A 16,297-nucleotide genomic window follows, 5' to 3' on the forward strand; every position below is an offset into this window, starting at 1 on the left:
ATATGGAAATAATTAAAAACACAGAATACGAAGGCGAACGCCCTCTATTTGCAACACATGACTTACAACTGGAAAATGTAACCATTCATACCGGCGAATCAGCATTGAAAGAATGCAGTAATATTATAGCTGTAAACTGTCGTTTCGAAGGTAAATATCCTTTTTGGCATACGAATGGTTTTATCGTGAAAAATTGTCTCTTTACGGAAGGGGCACGTGCCGCCCTCTGGTATTCTCAAAACCTTCATATGACCGACACTGTGGTAGAAGCTCCGAAAATGTTTCGCGAAATGGATGGGGTCAAACTGGAAAATGTACAGCTCCCCAATGCACTCGAAACCTTTTGGTATTGCCGCAATGTAGAATTAAAAAATGTACAGATAGATAAGGCCGACTACTTGTTTATGTACGGTGAAAATATCCGTATTAAAAATTACAGTCAAAACGGAAATTACTCATTCCAATATTGCAAGAATGTAGAAATCCGCAATGCAGTAATCAATTCGAAAGACGCTTTCTGGAATACTGAAAATGTAACAGTGTACAACTCTGAGCTAAATGGCGAATACTTAGGTTGGCATTCTCACAACCTACGTCTGGTAAATTGTAAAATTTCAGGAACCCAACCACTTTGCTATGCCCATAATCTTATTATGGAAAATTGTATAATGGCTGATGACGCTGATCTCTGTTTTGAGTATAGCAGTGTACAAGCCACTATCAACAGTCCGGTACATAGTATAAAAAATCCACGTAGCGGGAGTATCATGGCAGAAAGTTACGGTGAAATTATCATCGACGAAAACATCAAAAAACCTGCTGACTGTGAATTACAACTATGGGACAATATAACCTGCTTTAGCGCATGAGATACGATTTTGATGAAGTAATCCCCCGTCGTGGTACCAACTCTTATAAATGGGATACAGAGACGGAAGAGGATGTTTTGCCTATGTGGGTAGCTGATATGGATTTCCGTACAGCTCCCGCTGTGGTTGATGCATTGAAAAAACGGGTAGAACACGGTATTTTCGGTTATACAAAAGTTCCCTCTGAATATTATGATTCTATTGTAGATTGGTTTGGGCGAAAACACAATTGGACAATAGAAAGAGATTGGATTATTTATACAACCGGAGTTGTACCGGCACTGTCTGCAATAATAAAAGCCCTGACATCTCCCGGAGACAAGATATTGGTACAAACTCCGGTATACAATTGCTTTTTCTCATCCATTCGTAATAATGGATGTGAGATAGTTGCCAATCCTCTCATTTATATAAACGAGACATACCAGATTGACTTTGATGATTTAGAAAAAAAAGCAGCTGATCCGAAAGCAAAACTTCTGTTATTGTGTAATCCACATAATCCGGCAGGCAGAGTATGGACAAAACAGGAATTAATACGTATTGGTAAGATCTGCCTTCAAAATGATATATTGATAGTAGCGGACGAAATTCATTGCGAATTGGTTTTTCCCGGACATACATATACTCCTTTTGCCTCTGTATCGGAAGAGTTTCTAATGCACTCTGTTACCTGTACTTCGCCAAGTAAAGCCTTCAATCTGGCAGGACTTCAGATTGCAAATATTATTTCTGCCGACACGAATATACGTATGAGAATAGAAAAAGCAATTAACGTAAACGAAGTATGCGACGTAAACCCATTTGGAATTGAAGCTTTGATGGCAGCATACAATAATAGTGAGGAATGGCTGGATAAACTTAATCACTATTTATTTGTCAACTACAATTATCTGAAAAACTATTTCAAAGAACATCTTCCACAGTTTCCCGTAATAAGGCTCGAAGGTACTTATTTGGTATGGATAGACTGCTCTGTATTGAAACTGTCATCTAAAGAAATTGTAAAAATACTGCTTAAGAAAGGTAAGATTCGAGTAAATGAAGGCAATCTGTACGGAGAAGCAGGTGATGGTTTTATTCGTATCAATATAGCTTGCCCCCGACAAACATTGATTGACGGGCTAAACAGAATAAGACGTGCTTTAAGCAATTAACAACCCAATAAAGGAAATATGCCGGAAGGGAAGAAAGTAAACAAGATTTCATTGATTTCTCTGATTTCTTTTGGCTCTTATTCAGTTTATGTGTGGTTATTAAAAGTTCGTCCGGCAGCAGAAGTTGGAACTCATGCTTATGTCAATCCTTTTATAGCCATTCTGTTTTGGAGTGCTTTTAGGGAATGAAAGCGTCAGCATTATTCAGTTAATCGGTCTCATGGTCATATTGTTAGGAATGACTATGATAAACCGAAAATGTTTATTCAATTCTTAATACTCTATGCACTGATGCTATTACTGTAATAAACCGTTAAAACAAAGATATATAACTACTACCACTTTGTTGAAAATATTTCCAATAATTGTTTTTTAGATAAAGGTTTTGCTAAGAAAACATTACACCCTGCCTCAATGGCACTACCTTTATCAGAATCAAAAGCATTGGCTGTTAGTGCTATAATAGGAACCTTAGCATTGAATTCACGAATTCTTCGAGTTGCTTCCAATCCTCCCATTACAGGCATTTTCATATCCATAAAAATAAGATCAAAGTTTTCATTCCGAGCCTTCCAGACGGCATCTGCACCATTCAATGCTCTCGTAAGATTATAGTTTTTGAGAATATGTCGTATTAATAAATAATTACTATCATTATCTTCAGCAACTAAAATTTTCAAATCTTCCTTACTAATTTCATTCAGTACAGACAGCTGGCCTAACGGTTGAGAATTGACCGAGGGTACTTTTTCCGGCATTTCTATCTCACATGGAACCCATGCCCAGAAAGTAGATCCTTTGCCTGGTTGAGAAATAAATCCGACTTTACCTCCTGCCCCTTCTATTATGGCTCTGGAAATGGCAAGTCCAAGCCCCGTCCCTTGTGCAAACTCATTGAGCTTTTGGAACCGACCAAAAACTCTATCCTGTAATTCTACAGGAATACCCTTTCCGGAATCTTCAACATAAAATCGAATCCCCTCTTCCTCAATTGAATATCCCATTTTTATATATCCGGACTGAGTACATTTCACAGCATTAGTAAGGTAGTTCATCCACACTTGCTTGAGCCTGTTTCTATCCAAGAAGACCAAGCATTCCGGACCGGATTCATCCAGGCAAAATTCAACATCAGGATTTGTAACCTTGGGTTGAATCATAGTATACAATTCACTACAAACCTTACTCATGTTAAATTTTTCCGGTTTACGTTCAATAATTCCCGACTCTATTTTAGAGAGATCAAGAATGTCATTAATCAAACGTAATAATAATTCATTATTAGATTGAATAATTTCCATATATTCTTCTTTTTCAGAAGAATCATCACAATTTATCATCAATTCGGAAAATCCTACAATAGCATTCAACGGAGTACGAATCTCATGGCTCATATTGGCAAGAAAAGCTGATTTCAAACGATCAGAAAGCTCTGCTTTTTCTTTCAGATCTTTCAATTCCTGTGCCATCTTTTCCCATTTAGTATTATTAATTTTAATACCAGTGTAACGAGTTACTTGCCCTTTCTTGTTCCTTTCAATCGGAATTCCAGTAACTAACAAGGTTTGCCATTCATCATCCCATTTAGTTTTAGAACGATATTTCAAGTTAAAGTCGCTATTAATTCCCTGAAGTATACGATTTATATATTCACGAACACAATCCACATCATCCGGATGGGCGGTACTCAAATATTCTTCCGGAGAAATTGGCTTTTCGGAATGAAAGTCATTGACCGGATCATTAAACGCTCGGAATTGCCCGCTCTCTACATCAAAATCCCAATAGGACATTCCAACGGTCTTGAAAGTGAGCTCCATTTTGTAGTTTCTCTCTCTAAGTTCTTCATCCAATTGATGTTGTTTCGAAATATTTTGTCTGAATCCTGTATAGCGTACAATATCTCCATTTTCATCTCGCTCAAAAGGCTCTCCGATTATATTGTAATATGACCACGTTTTGTCATATTTTGTTTTAATACGACAAGAAAATTCTACGGTAAGATCTTTACCAGATAACATGGCTTGTATGGCATCATAAGCGGAAGAACGATCTTCAGGATGTATCACATTCATCTGTTCTTCAATAGTCAATAGTTTGTCGCTGGCGTAATCATTAACAGGATCATTGTAAGACTCGAATTTCTGAGTTCGCACATCAAAATCCCAATGAACGATATTGCTAACCTGCATAGCAAGCTCACGCTTTGCTATTAATTCCTCTGTTTTCTTTGCCAACCGTACCTTTTCAGTCACATCCATTTCCGTACCGATAATCAGTAATTTTCCGAAATGCTCAGAGGATAAACGTATTCTACCTTCATAATAGCGGTATTGTTTTTCCTCTTCATTATAAATACGTACAGTGATTTGTCCATGTTGAATTTCTTTCTGCTCCAGTTGATCAAAGAGTTGAATTAAACGAAGCTGATCCTGCGGATGCATTATTTTTAATAATTCTTCTAACGTCGAAATAGCTTTTACTACAGGAGATCCATATAATGAACTGAATGTTTTTTTATATACATCATATACCCATGAAGACATATTGGTGGCATCCATAGCCATTTCCAGATTTTTCTTGCTTTCCTCCGTGTGAAACTCCGCTTCTTTTTTTGCAGTTACATCATTAGTAAGCAGTATATGTCCGATGATAGTTTCTTTTTTATTACGTACGGGAACGACCTTAACTTCGTAAATCATACTATTCTTGTTATTGGAAGAAAAATATGCATTCCTGTTTATCCGATCAAAATCATACTCAAACTCTAATATAATATCCTCACCACGTTGTATCCTTGCCTTTAGTTCTTCATCGACATACGGGCTATTAAACAGATTCACAACACCTATCACTGTATTCCGGTCTTCCACACCATACATCTTCAATGCATAGTCGTTTATACTGTGAAGGAGACCCGCCACATCATAAATTTCAACTCCCATTGGTAAATGAACATATATACTTTCTGTGAACAGAAGTTGTTCTTGCATCAAATTGGAGATTTCTTTCTCAAAAGATATACTGTCGCTCTCTTGAGATTTTACTTTAATTTCTTTCATCTGTTATTATATCTATCAGAATATTATACTCTAAAGAATCAAAATGTTATTTTATGAAAGTATTACTACTATTGTTTATTTTGCATAATTAAAAAACGAAATCTATCCAATATAAAAACAAGAAGTAATGACATTGTTTTGTTTGAGTGCTTTCATTGTTAATTATTTTAATCGACAAATTCATTATTTTATTTACAAATATAATATTTATTATCACAATATTCTTAAACAAGAAGAAATAATAAGCTTTTTTATACTATCGAATCATCCTATTTTTTACCCACAAAAAACGGTTTCTAAAGTTATTGCAATCGTATAAACAATTTATTATTTACTTATTGAATTTACATTATATTTCTACAAGATTTCTTTCTTTTATTTTTTCAAGTAAAAGTAATACTATTGATCCATATATTGAATTTTATCGGAAACAGATAGAATGAATTTAATTTTAAAAGATACAACAACTTGCATAAAAATGAAAACGGAAATAATTATCAATTGTTATGAAAACAGAAAATGAAGTAAAGAGGTGAGGATTTTATTGATTGACTTTTATCATTGAAAAATATCAGCCAAAGCTTAGGCGGTACGATCACAATAAATGATCGTATGCTGTTTGAAGTAGTTGAGACTTTAAATAAAGGCTTCTACTTCTAACAAAAAACTAACCACTAAATCAAAGAACGGTGAAAAAAACATAAAGCACCAGAATATTTATATCACACAATAACCTATTGATTATCAATAATTATATATATTTGCGATATAAACTTAATCTTTATCCTAAGAAAGCATTCTATTCTATCTCTTTACCACCAATTAAAACAGCAAAATATACCTGGAATATGAGCTGAAAGAGACTTATCGTTAAAGTCAGAATAAAATAAGGTATAAAGATGGATTCAGGAACATAAATTGCCTATAAATAGTAACATTAAAATTAAAGGAATAGGATGGAAGATTATAAGAAGATAAATAAAGCCGCTTGGAACTTGAAAACCGACATTCACATTAAAAGTGAATTTTACAATAATGCACTCTTTTTGAAAGGGGATTCATCATTGAAACATATTGAACTTGATTTATTAGGAGAGATCAAAGGTAAATCTATCCTCCACTTGCAATGCCATTTCGGTCAAGACACCATTTCACTATCTCGATTGGGTGCAAAAGCTACAGGTGCAGACTTATCAGATAATGCGATTAGTTATGCTCAAAATATGGCAAAGGAGTTAGAGACTGATACCAAATTCATTTGTTCGGACATATATGAACTTCCAAACGTCTTGGATGATAAGTTTGACATCGTTTTCACAAGTTACGGAGTAATAGGATGGTTATCGGATTTGAAAGAGTGGGCCAAAGTTGTAGCCCATTTTTTAAAACCAGGTGGACAATTTATTATGGTAGAATTCCATCCTGTAGTGTGGATGTTTGATGACGATTTTAACTCTATTGATTATAGTTATTTTAAGGGGGCAGAAATCATCGAACAATTGGAAGGAAGTTATGCCGACCGAAATGCTAAAATCAAATACTCTACTATCACATGGACTCACAGCTTGAGTGAAGTCATTAATAGCCTTATTCGATCGGGTATTCACCTCACAGGATTTGAAGAATATGATTATTCTCCATATAACTGTTTTAAACATACGATCCAAATTGACAAGGATAAATATCGAATAAAACATTTAAACAATAAATTGCCTATGGTTTATGCCATCACAGGAGTAAAACTATAAAATGAACAATTATAGAGCTCCTTTCATAATAAATAGTGATATAAAAGTAGATGATATGATAGTTACCAGAAAAGCATTAAATACAGATTTATTTGAAATTAAGTCTTGATATCCCTCCCAAAAACACCGAATTAGCTACTATCAAAGTTCGTCCTTCCTCTCTTTTTTATTCGGTAAGAATAAAAAAAAAGCCCTGATTCTGTTAAAATCAAGACCTTACAATAACTGAGCGGTGCGTACGGGACTCGAACCCGTGACCCCATGCGTGACAGGCATGTATTCTAACCAACTGAACTAACGCACCAATATTTCATTTTAATTTCCTTGCTATCTCTCTCGATTGCGGATGCAAAGGTAGACATTTTTTTTATATCTGCAACAATTAGAAAGAAAAAATGCGAATATTTTTGTTTGCAGTAACTCATCAATAAAAAATATTTCATGGATGGATTTATTCTTTATCTTTGTAGCTCAGAAGTATAATATAAAAATAAAGACATGAAAGATACACCTATCAAACGACATCTGATTGACGAAACTATCGAAGAATTTCAGATTGCAGACTTTTCAAAAGCAACCATTCGCGAAGTAAAAGCCATTGCAGCCAAAGCTGAAGCTGAATCAGGAATAGAATTTATTAAAATGGAAATGGGCGTACCTGGTCTCCCACCCTCAGCTGTGGGCGTAAAGGCAGAAGTGGAAGCATTGCAAAAAGGGATAGCAAGCCTGTATCCGGATATTAATGGACTTCCGGAACTTAAACAGGAAGCATCACGTTTTATTAAAGCATTCATAAATGTAGATTTAAAACCAGAAGGATGTGTACCTGTTACAGGATCCATGCAGGGTACTTTTGCTTCATTTCTAACTTGTAGTCAGTGTGATGAAAAGAAAGATACCATACTTTTTATTGATCCGGGATTTCCTGTACAAAAACAGCAACTTGTGGTTATGGGACAAAAATACGAAACCTTTGACGTATATGATTTCCGTGGAGAAAAACTAAAAGAGAAACTGGAAAGTTATTTGCAAAAAGGAAATATATCTGCAATCATCTACTCTAATCCCAACAACCCAAGCTGGATTTGCCTGAATGATAAAGAACTTAGAATCATAGGCGAACTGGCAACTCAATATGACGTTATTGTTTTGGAGGACCTTGCCTATTTTGCCATGGACTTCCGTCAGAATCTCAGTACTCCGTTCCAGCCACCTTATCAACCGTCAGTAGCACATTATACAGACAACTATATATTGCTCATCTCCGGTTCTAAAGCATTCAGTTATGCAGGACAACGTATCGGTGTCAGTTGTATTTCCGATAAACTATATCACCGCCACTATCCCGGACTCACAAAACGTTATGGTGGAGGAACCTTCGGAACAGTATTTATCCACCGTATTCTTTATGCGCTATCATCCGGCACCAGTCATTCGGCACAATTTGCCATGGCAGCAATGCTGAAAGCAGCCAATGAAGGAGAATATAATTTCCTTGATGAAGTAAAAATCTATGGGGAACGGGCAAAGAAGCTAAAAGAAATTTTCCTTCGCCATGGTTTCCATCTTGTATATGATAAAGATTTGGGTGAACCCATTGCCGATGGTTTCTACTTTACAATCGGATATCCGGGAATGACAAGCGGAGAGTTAGCTAAAGAGCTGATGTATTATGGCGTAAGTGCTATTTCTCTTGTAACTACCGGAAGCCATCAGGAAGGTCTGCGAGCATGTACCTCTTTTATAAAAGACCATCAATATACACAATTGGATGAAAGAATGAAAATTTTTAAAGAAAATCATCCTATATCATAAAAAGTACACACAAAAGTAAAAAAAAGGAGAAGATAGTTTGTTCCTGCGAAATAAATATTTATATTTATCGCATGAATAATATCAATTCCGACATATTTAAGATACAATCTAATAATGTATTGCCTTCACGGGGAAAGATTCTGATATCAGAACCTTTCCTGTGTGATGCGACATTCGGACGTTCGGTAGTATTACTCGTTGACCATACCGACGAGGGAAGTATGGGGTTGATAATGAACAAACAACTCCCTTTGCTGGTGAACGATGTTATCAAAGAATTCAAATATCTGGAAGATATACCTCTTTATAAAGGCGGTCCTATAGGAACAGATACACTTTTCTATTTGCACACTCTACCGCATATTCCCGGAGCACTTCATGTAAGTAAAGGATTATACCTGAACGGAGATTTTGATGCATTGAAAAAGCATATTTTACAAGGGAACAATATCAATGGAAAAGTGCGTTTCTTTTTGGGGTATTCGGGATGGGAATACGAACAACTGATACAAGAAATCAAAGAGAATACGTGGTTGATAGCCAAAGAAGAATCCTCTTATCTGCTCAATGGAGAAGCCAAAGATATGTGGAAAAATACACTGGGAAAGCTGGGTAGCAAGTATGAAACCTGGTCGCGCTTTCCACAGGTTCCTTCATTAAATTAATTGATTAACACTATCCGAAACGTTGCATCAATGCAGCATCTTTATAGCCCTCTGAAGTTACAATCCAGTCTTTCAACAAACCACATTGTACAAAACCACAGGAAAGAAATAACTTCATACTGGCTTCATTCTCTATTGCGACATGTGCATAGAGTTGATGGATTTGCAGAAAATCAAATGCATAATCGCACAATAGGTTGAGTGCATCAGAAGCATAACCCTCCCTACGAAAATCAGTATGTACTGCAATACCTACAGCTCCACGTGAATGCAAAGGAACAAAGTCGGTTATGTCAATCGTTCCAAGGATACGATTGTCTTCACGACGTATAATCATCAGACGCAATTGTTTATCAGCAAACATATCGCTTTGAGATCCCTCAATGTACTGACGCAATACATAACGGGAATAAGGCACAGTAAAACTGCTTATATCCCACATCAAAGGATCATTTTCCATTTCGTACATCACATCAATATCTTCCGGTTCTACAGCACGGAGATAAATACGGTCATTTACTAAAAAAGGTTGTTTCATGTTACTTACACATAGTTTTTTTCGGGAGTTACCAATACACAACTCTCAGCATTATATACACCTAATTGTAAATTCTTTCTTTGGTTACGAACAAGCAAAGAAAGTATCATTGAATAAGAAAAAGCGCTACTATCATATACTACATGTGTAAATTCATCAGAAATACTTGATAAAAGCTCAGGCTCATTAATAACAGATTTCTCATCTACTATCACAAAGTGATGGTGTCCGTTCAACTGATTAGAATTAAAGATAGTGCGAATATTACCCAAATTTTTCTCATTGATAAAAATAAGGAAACAAGGCATATACTTTTTGATTGGACGTAATATAAAAAAAAATTTCTTTACACAGACTATAGCTAATTTCAGCCAAGTTTGTATCTTAATTCCCGCCCTAATCATCCAACGATATAGCAAAGGATAGTGCGAACCATGTTTACGAAAGAATATATCCATTGCACCATAAAACACACACACATATCGATACGATTCTTTAGAAGTACTTTCACCTTTATAGTGCAGAATTGGATATGGCAGATAATAATTCTTATATCCAGCTTCGGTGATACGACAAGATAAATCAATATCTTCACCATACATAAAAAAATCCTCGTCAAGCAGTCCCGAACGATCTAATGCTTTTTTACGAAGCATCATATAAGCTCCGGCTAATACAGGGACTGAGTGAATAGAGTTTTCATCCAGCCGCGAAAGATAATACCTATCGAATCGAGGATTATTCGGAAAACAACGATGCATTCCTGTAAGTTTCCAAAACGAAGTTAACGGAGATGGATATCCTCTTTTTGATTCTGGTAAAAAGTGCCCGTCAGGCGCAAGCATCTTTACTCCACAAGCGCCGGCGTCAGAATGAGTATCCATAAAGCGAAGTACTTCCATAATATTAGTTGCAGGAAGCAAAGTATCGGGATTCAATAATAATATATATTCTCCTTTAGCTTTCCGCATTGCCTGATTATTTGCACGTGCAAAGCCTACATTTTCTTCATTATAAATATATGTAAGATTAGGAAAACGTTCTGTTATGTATTCTTTAGAGCCATCAGTAGAAGCGTTATCTACCACTACTACTTCTGAAGAAATATCATTAATAGCCTGATAAAGGGATACAAGACATTGTTCCAGGTAATATTTTACATTATAATTAACTATAACTACTGTAAGTTTCATTCTTCTTTCGTTATATAAAGTTCGTTACGAAGTCGTTTTTCGCCTGGCAAACAAAAAAATGAAGCAGTCAAAGCACATAAGGCGCAGAGAGCACCGGTACTATTCAATGTCATGTAATAACACAAAAGATTGTATATAACAACAAAACTAAGTAATCCTAAACGTACAATACTCCATAAAGCATATCGACTAAGAGCGACCGGAAAAGTTAGTTTATCAATTTTACGCGTTAACATAAAAGAAAAAAGCTTCATAGAAAAAGGAATACAAATAGCCGTGAATAATATCCCTGCCGTTTCGAGAAAATAACAAGCTCTCACATCATCAGCTAACAGTCCAATAGGGAAAAGTTCAGTTTCACCAATAACAACCAATAATATAGTAACCGCCCAAAAGATTATATAACTTATCTTCATTTTTTTTACAACGCGCTTTATCTGTTTCTCCATTTTAATATCTGTTTCTTTTATTAAAAACTATACAGTTCCTGTAAATACCGTCCGGTTAACAATGCTTCGTCCCAGTGTCACTTCATCAGTATACTCCAACTCATCACCTATAGAAACACCACGGGCAAGTACACTCAACTTAACACCCATTCTTTCGAGCTTACGGTAGATATAAAAATTGGTCGTATCTCCTTCCATGGTAGTGCTCAAGGCAAGTATAACTTCTTTTATTCCACCGTCTGCCACACGTTGCACAAGGCTATCTATCTGAAGATCACTGGGTCCTACTCCATCCATAGGTGAGATAACACCTCCCAGCACATGATATAATCCACGGAATTGCTGAGTTCCCTCTACCGCCATTACATCCCGGATATTCTCTACCACACAGATTGTTGAAGCATCACGGGCGGGATTGGCGCAAATCTGGCAGGTATCTGTATCGGATATATTATGACATACATGGCAATACTTCACCTCGCGTTTCAATGTGATAATTGAGTTTCCAAAAGCTTCAACGGTAGCGCTATCTTGCCGCAGCAGGTGAAGCACCAGTCTCATAGCAGTCTTTCGTCCTATTCCGGGAAGTTTGGAGAACTCTCCGACTGCCTTTTCAAGCAGTACAGAAGGATATTGTTGGTTCATATATTTCTAACTGAATCTATTATTCAGTGCAAAGATACTTATTATTTGCAGATAGAAAAAACCCGTCACGTGAATTGCAAAATAAATCGTACCTTTGTGCCCGTTATGAGAATACTTGTCACTATTATATGCTACTTTGCAGTACTGCTACTGATAGCCCGCCTTACCGGAAGGGGAAAAAGAAGCGGTTCGGATGCCGCATTCTTCCGGGGAGAGAATCGGTCACCATGGTATATCGTCTCTTTCGGGATGATCGGTGCCAGCATATCGGGAGTGACCTTTGTATCTGTACCTGGTATGGTGCGAAGTATGGACATGACGTATATGCAAACAGTTTTCGGCTTTTTCTTCGGTTATCTGGTGGTAGCACACGTGTTACTTCCCTTATATTACCGGCTCAATCTGACAAGTATCTACAGTTATCTCGGCACACGAATCGGACCACGAACTTACCGTACAGGTTCTTTCTTTTTCTTACTGTCCCGTATGCTGGGTACAGCTGCCAAAATGTATCTGGTTTGCCTCATTCTTCATACATATGTATTCGGTAGCATGGATATACCCTTTTGGATGATTGCTGCCGGTTCAGTGGCACTGGTTTGGATATATACGCATAAAAGTGGTATAAAAACAATTGTCTGGACAGACACTTTACAAACCTTCTGTCTGATAGCAGCATTAATCTGCATCATCTATATTACCATACAAAAGTTGGATTTAGGAGAAAACAGCATAATACAGCTTATCAGTAATAACCCACATAGCCGTATATTCGTATTTGATGACTGGATGTCACGACAGAATTTTTTCAAGCAATTCCTGAGTGGCATTTTCATTGTAATTGTGATGACAGGGTTGGATCAAGACATGATGCAGAAAAATCTTTCCTGTAAAAACCTGCGCGAGGCACAAAAGAATATGTATTGTTACGGGTTCTCTTTTATCCCGCTGAATCTCCTGTTTCTTTGTTTAGGGATACTTCTGTTGATATTGGCAGGACAAATGAGCCTTATCCTCCCGGAAGTGAATGACGATATACTTCCGATGTTTACCACACAAGGATATCTGGGGCAAACAGTACTTATACTCTTTACAATCGGTATCATTGCAGCGGCATTCAGTAATTCCGATTCCGCACTGACTGCAATGACTACCAGTGTATGTGTAGACCTTCTTGATACCAATAAAGATACAGAAGAAGTAGCCCGGCAACAACGTGGGAGAGTACACATCATATTATCTGTGATACTCATTTTCTTCATCTGCCTGGTAGAAGCACTCAACAATAAAAGTGTAATCGATGCTATCTATATCATCGCTTCCTATACGTATGGCCCGTTATTGGGTATGTTTGCTTTCGGACTATTTACACGCAGAACCACCCGAGATCGGTGGGTGCCGTTTATAGCAGTAGCTTCTCCATTGATATGCTATGCTCTCGATTGTTTCGCAATGCAGAGGTATGGATATAAGTTCGGGTATGAGTTGCTAATGTTGAACGGAATACTTACTTTTGCAGGGATGTACGCTTTATCTTCAAATGAAATAATTAATAAAGAATATGGAAATATCAAACGCTGAATTTATCATTAGTAATACGGACGTAAAGAAATGTCCGGCCGGGCGCCTTCCTGAGTATGCTTTCATCGGACGCTCCAATGTGGGTAAATCCAGCCTTATTAATATGCTGACTGGCCGGAAGGGGCTGGCTATGACATCGGCTACTCCCGGAAAAACAATGCTTATCAATCACTTCCTAATCAATGATAGCTGGTACATCGTCGATCTTCCGGGTTACGGTTATGCCCGTCGCGGAATGAAAGGTCAGGAACAGATTCGTACCATCATCGAAGACTATATCCTGGAACGTGAACAGATGACAAATCTCTTTCTGCTGATAGACTCCCGTCTGGAACCACAGAAAATAGATATGGAATTTATGGAATGGTTGGGCGAAAACGGAATACCATTTTCCATTATATTTACCAAAGCAGATAAATTGAAAGGTGGACGCTTAAAGATGAATATCAACGCATACATACGCGAACTTCGCAAACAGTGGGAAGAACTTCCCCCCTATTTTGTATCCTCTTCGGAAGACCGGATGGGACGCACGGAAATATTGGATTATATAGAAAGTATCAATAAAGAAGTTAATTCAAAATAGACAAAGTAGAATGAAAAAGTATGTTTTATCGCTGACAGTCGTGTCAGCTTTATTGCTTGTTACAACGAATGTACAAGCACAATCATGGAAAGATTTATTTAACAAAGACAACATTGAAAAAGTCGTAAATGCCGTAACTGGTAATCAAACGATAGATATGACTGGAACCTGGACATATAGTGGTTCGGCTATTGAATTCGAATCAGATAACCTATTACAGAAGGCAGGTGGTGCAGCAGCGGCTTCCATTGCAGAAAAGAAATTGGACGAACAGTTGGCAAAAGTCGGTATCAAAGACGGACAGGTCAGCTTTACTTTCAATGCGGACAGTACTTTTACAAGTACAGTAGGAAAACGTACCATGACAGGAACTTATTCATATGATGCGACAGACAAAGTTGTACATCTAAGATACTTCAAGTTGCTGAATATGAATGCAAAGGTAAACTGTACAAGTACTAATATGGACCTGCTGTTCAACTCTGACAAACTACTGAAACTGATTGCATTTATATCAAGTAAAAGTAGTAGTACAACTCTTAAAACAATCAGTTCACTGGCAGACAGCTATGACGGAATGATGCTGGGGTTTGCATTGAAGAAATAAACCATTGACAAACAGAAAAAGTGTCAATGGGATTTACAGAAAGTGCCGATTGCATTTGGTTAATATGCAACCGGCACTTTTTTATTAGCCAAAATTCATGGAAAGTTATGTTTCCCGCACGGGGAAGTGCATCAGGCGATAGTTGGTGAATGGAAACACAGGACGAACGTAGACTTTTACTCTTAATCTACTACTCCGAAACGATACACACAATGACTGTAATATTTTTCTCCGGGACGAAGTACTGTGGACGGGAATTGTGGCTTATTAGGACTATCCGTAAAATGTTGCGTCTCCAGACAAACGGCCGTACGCTTCTGATAAGCAATCCCCTTCTTTCCTACCATTGCACCACGCAATCCGTTTGCCGTATATACCTGCAATCCAGGTTCTGTAGTATAAACCTCCATACTACGTCCGCTTTTAGCATCTACCAGACGAGCCGCCAGCTTCGTATCATCTCCGTTCGTATTCAGCACCCAATTATGATCATATCCTTTCACTATATTCAGTTGCATTACATTTTCATTAATACGCTCACCAATTAAATGAGGAGTGGTAAAATCAAAAGGTGTTCCCGCTACCGGTAAGATCTCTCCCGTAACACATTTCAACGAATCATAAGGAGTATACATATCCGCATTGATATAAAGAGACTGGTCTTCAACTGTCGTATCGAAATCACCGGAGATATTAAAGAAAGAGTGATGTGACAGATTAATAACAGTAGGTTTATCTGTTTCCGCTTCGTAATGAATATCCAGTTCATTGTCATTGGTCACCACAAAAATAACATGTACCTGCAAATTACCAGGAAATCCATTCTCCCCATCCGGAGAAAACAAACTTAATTTCAGTGCATTTTCATCCAGCTGTTCTGCCTGCCATATTTTAGAAGCAAAGCCCGGATCTCCTCCGTGAGCGCAATGTTCTCCGGTATTAGGAACAAGATGATATGTAATAGAATCCAACGTAAAAGTAGAATACATGATTCTACCGATATATCGTCCGATGGTAGCACCAAAGTTCTGTTTTTTAGCGAGATACTCAGCAATAGTAGGATATCCACATACGATGTCCTCCATTTTTCCATTACGGTCCGGTACCATTAACGAAACTACCCTCCCACCATAGTTTGTAATGCAAACCTCCATTCCATTCTGATTTTTAAGCACATACAAATTTGTCAGTTGTCCGTCTACTTCCGTCTGAAAGTCCCGTACATCCAAACCGGAAAGTGTCATCTCTTTTTCTTTTCCACAAGATGCACACAGCAATAAAATAAAAGCTATAAAAATGATACTTCTACTATTCATAAGCTATTGTTCGTCTTTTTTTAATACTATTTCGCAAAGATACGGCATTATTTTTAAAAAAAAGCT

The 16,297-nt window shown here is 37.2% G+C and carries 15 protein-coding genes and 1 tRNA gene; 9 read left to right on the forward strand and 7 right to left on the reverse strand.

What is annotated here, in order from left to right; all coding sequences use genetic code 11:
- The first annotated feature begins 2 nt into the window (after positions 1 to 2).
- From VCM39_RS10920 to VCM39_RS10930, 3 genes are read left to right on the forward strand one after another with little or no spacing between them, the layout of a single operon-like run.
- Positions 3 to 869 carry a DUF3737 family protein gene (locus VCM39_RS10920; protein ID WP_002560388.1) on the forward strand — a complete coding sequence of 289 codons (867 nt, stop codon included), beginning with the start codon at positions 3 to 5 and terminating at the stop codon, positions 867 to 869.
- On the forward strand, positions 866 to 2,026 hold the full coding sequence (locus tag VCM39_RS10925; protein WP_322932681.1) for a MalY/PatB family protein: 1,161 nt from the start codon (positions 866 to 868) through the stop codon (positions 2,024 to 2,026). Before VCM39_RS10920 ends, VCM39_RS10925 begins: the two co-directional genes overlap by 4 nt.
- An 18-nt stretch (positions 2,027 to 2,044) precedes the next feature.
- On the forward strand, positions 2,045 to 2,215 hold the full coding sequence (locus VCM39_RS10930; protein WP_002560390.1) for a hypothetical protein: 171 nt from the start codon (positions 2,045 to 2,047) through the stop codon (positions 2,213 to 2,215).
- A gap of 146 nt (positions 2,216 to 2,361) precedes the next feature.
- Here the strand turns inward: VCM39_RS10930 and VCM39_RS10935 are convergent, their stop codons facing one another.
- Positions 2,362 to 5,088 (reverse strand): response regulator, encoded by a 2,727-nt coding sequence (locus VCM39_RS10935; RefSeq protein WP_322932680.1) that lies wholly within the window; start codon positions 5,086 to 5,088, stop codon positions 2,362 to 2,364.
- A 956-nt stretch (positions 5,089 to 6,044) separates the two neighbouring features.
- Between VCM39_RS10935 and VCM39_RS10940 the strand changes: the two genes are divergently transcribed.
- The gene (locus tag VCM39_RS10940) at positions 6,045 to 6,836 is read left to right on the forward strand and encodes a class I SAM-dependent methyltransferase (protein ID WP_413544839.1); all 792 of its coding nucleotides are present in this window, start codon (positions 6,045 to 6,047) and stop codon (positions 6,834 to 6,836) included.
- Between the two features lie 230 nt (positions 6,837 to 7,066).
- Here the strand turns inward: VCM39_RS10940 and VCM39_RS10945 are convergent.
- Positions 7,067 to 7,140: transfer RNA gene (locus VCM39_RS10945), tRNA-Asp, on the reverse strand.
- A 194-nt stretch (positions 7,141 to 7,334) separates the two neighbouring features.
- On the opposite strand from VCM39_RS10945, the gene VCM39_RS10950 reads away from it, so the two are divergent.
- Complete coding sequence (locus VCM39_RS10950) at positions 7,335 to 8,651, forward strand: aminotransferase class I/II-fold pyridoxal phosphate-dependent enzyme (protein ID WP_221649984.1); 1,317 nt, start codon at positions 7,335 to 7,337, stop codon at positions 8,649 to 8,651.
- Between the two features lie 71 nt (positions 8,652 to 8,722).
- On the forward strand, positions 8,723 to 9,316 hold the full coding sequence (locus tag VCM39_RS10955; RefSeq protein ID WP_221649985.1) for a YqgE/AlgH family protein: 594 nt from the start codon (positions 8,723 to 8,725) through the stop codon (positions 9,314 to 9,316).
- A 10-nt stretch (positions 9,317 to 9,326) separates the two neighbouring features.
- On the opposite strand, the gene VCM39_RS10960 is transcribed toward VCM39_RS10955, so the two are convergent.
- From VCM39_RS10960 to recR, 4 genes are read right to left on the reverse strand one after another with little or no spacing between them, the layout of a single operon-like run.
- Complete coding sequence (locus VCM39_RS10960; RefSeq protein ID WP_221649986.1) at positions 9,327 to 9,854, reverse strand: GNAT family N-acetyltransferase; 528 nt, start codon at positions 9,852 to 9,854, stop codon at positions 9,327 to 9,329.
- Positions 9,855 to 9,859: 5 nt separating this feature from the next.
- Entirely contained in the window at positions 9,860 to 11,047 is a 1,188-nt protein-coding gene (locus tag VCM39_RS10965; protein WP_322932678.1) for a glycosyltransferase family 2 protein, read from the reverse strand.
- Positions 11,044 to 11,496, reverse strand: a complete 453-nt coding sequence (locus VCM39_RS10970; protein ID WP_322932677.1) for a hypothetical protein — start codon at positions 11,494 to 11,496, stop codon at positions 11,044 to 11,046. Before VCM39_RS10970 ends, VCM39_RS10965 begins: the two co-directional genes overlap by 4 nt.
- A gap of 27 nt (positions 11,497 to 11,523) precedes the next feature.
- Positions 11,524 to 12,141, reverse strand: coding sequence for a recombination mediator RecR (gene recR / locus VCM39_RS10975; protein ID WP_002560508.1), 618 nt, complete (start codon positions 12,139 to 12,141; stop codon positions 11,524 to 11,526).
- A 105-nt stretch (positions 12,142 to 12,246) separates the two neighbouring features.
- Here recR and VCM39_RS10980 point away from each other — a divergent pair, with 105 nt between their 5' ends.
- Genes VCM39_RS10980 through VCM39_RS10990 form a run of 3 tightly spaced genes read left to right on the forward strand, consistent with a single transcriptional unit; the run spans position 12,247 to position 14,915 of the window.
- The gene (locus VCM39_RS10980) at positions 12,247 to 13,722 is read left to right on the forward strand and encodes a sodium:solute symporter (RefSeq protein WP_289291820.1); all 1,476 of its coding nucleotides are present in this window, start codon (positions 12,247 to 12,249) and stop codon (positions 13,720 to 13,722) included.
- Complete coding sequence (gene yihA / locus VCM39_RS10985) at positions 13,703 to 14,308, forward strand: ribosome biogenesis GTP-binding protein YihA/YsxC (RefSeq protein ID WP_221649990.1); 606 nt, start codon at positions 13,703 to 13,705, stop codon at positions 14,306 to 14,308. The genes VCM39_RS10980 and yihA overlap by 20 nt, the downstream gene beginning before the upstream one ends.
- 10 nt (positions 14,309 to 14,318) lie before the next feature.
- A complete protein-coding gene (locus VCM39_RS10990) occupies positions 14,319 to 14,915 on the forward strand; it encodes a DUF4923 family protein (RefSeq protein ID WP_221649991.1) in 597 nt (198 codons plus the stop codon).
- Positions 14,916 to 15,097: 182 nt separating this feature from the next.
- Here the strand turns inward: VCM39_RS10990 and VCM39_RS10995 are convergent, their stop codons facing one another.
- Complete coding sequence (locus VCM39_RS10995) at positions 15,098 to 16,231, reverse strand: aldose epimerase family protein (protein WP_221649992.1); 1,134 nt, start codon at positions 16,229 to 16,231, stop codon at positions 15,098 to 15,100.
- Between the last annotated feature and the right edge of the window lie 66 nt (positions 16,232 to 16,297).

It is taken from the genome of Bacteroides mucinivorans, from assembly GCF_034654355.2.
GTDB classification, from domain to species: domain Bacteria; phylum Bacteroidota; class Bacteroidia; order Bacteroidales; family Bacteroidaceae; genus Bacteroides; species Bacteroides nordii.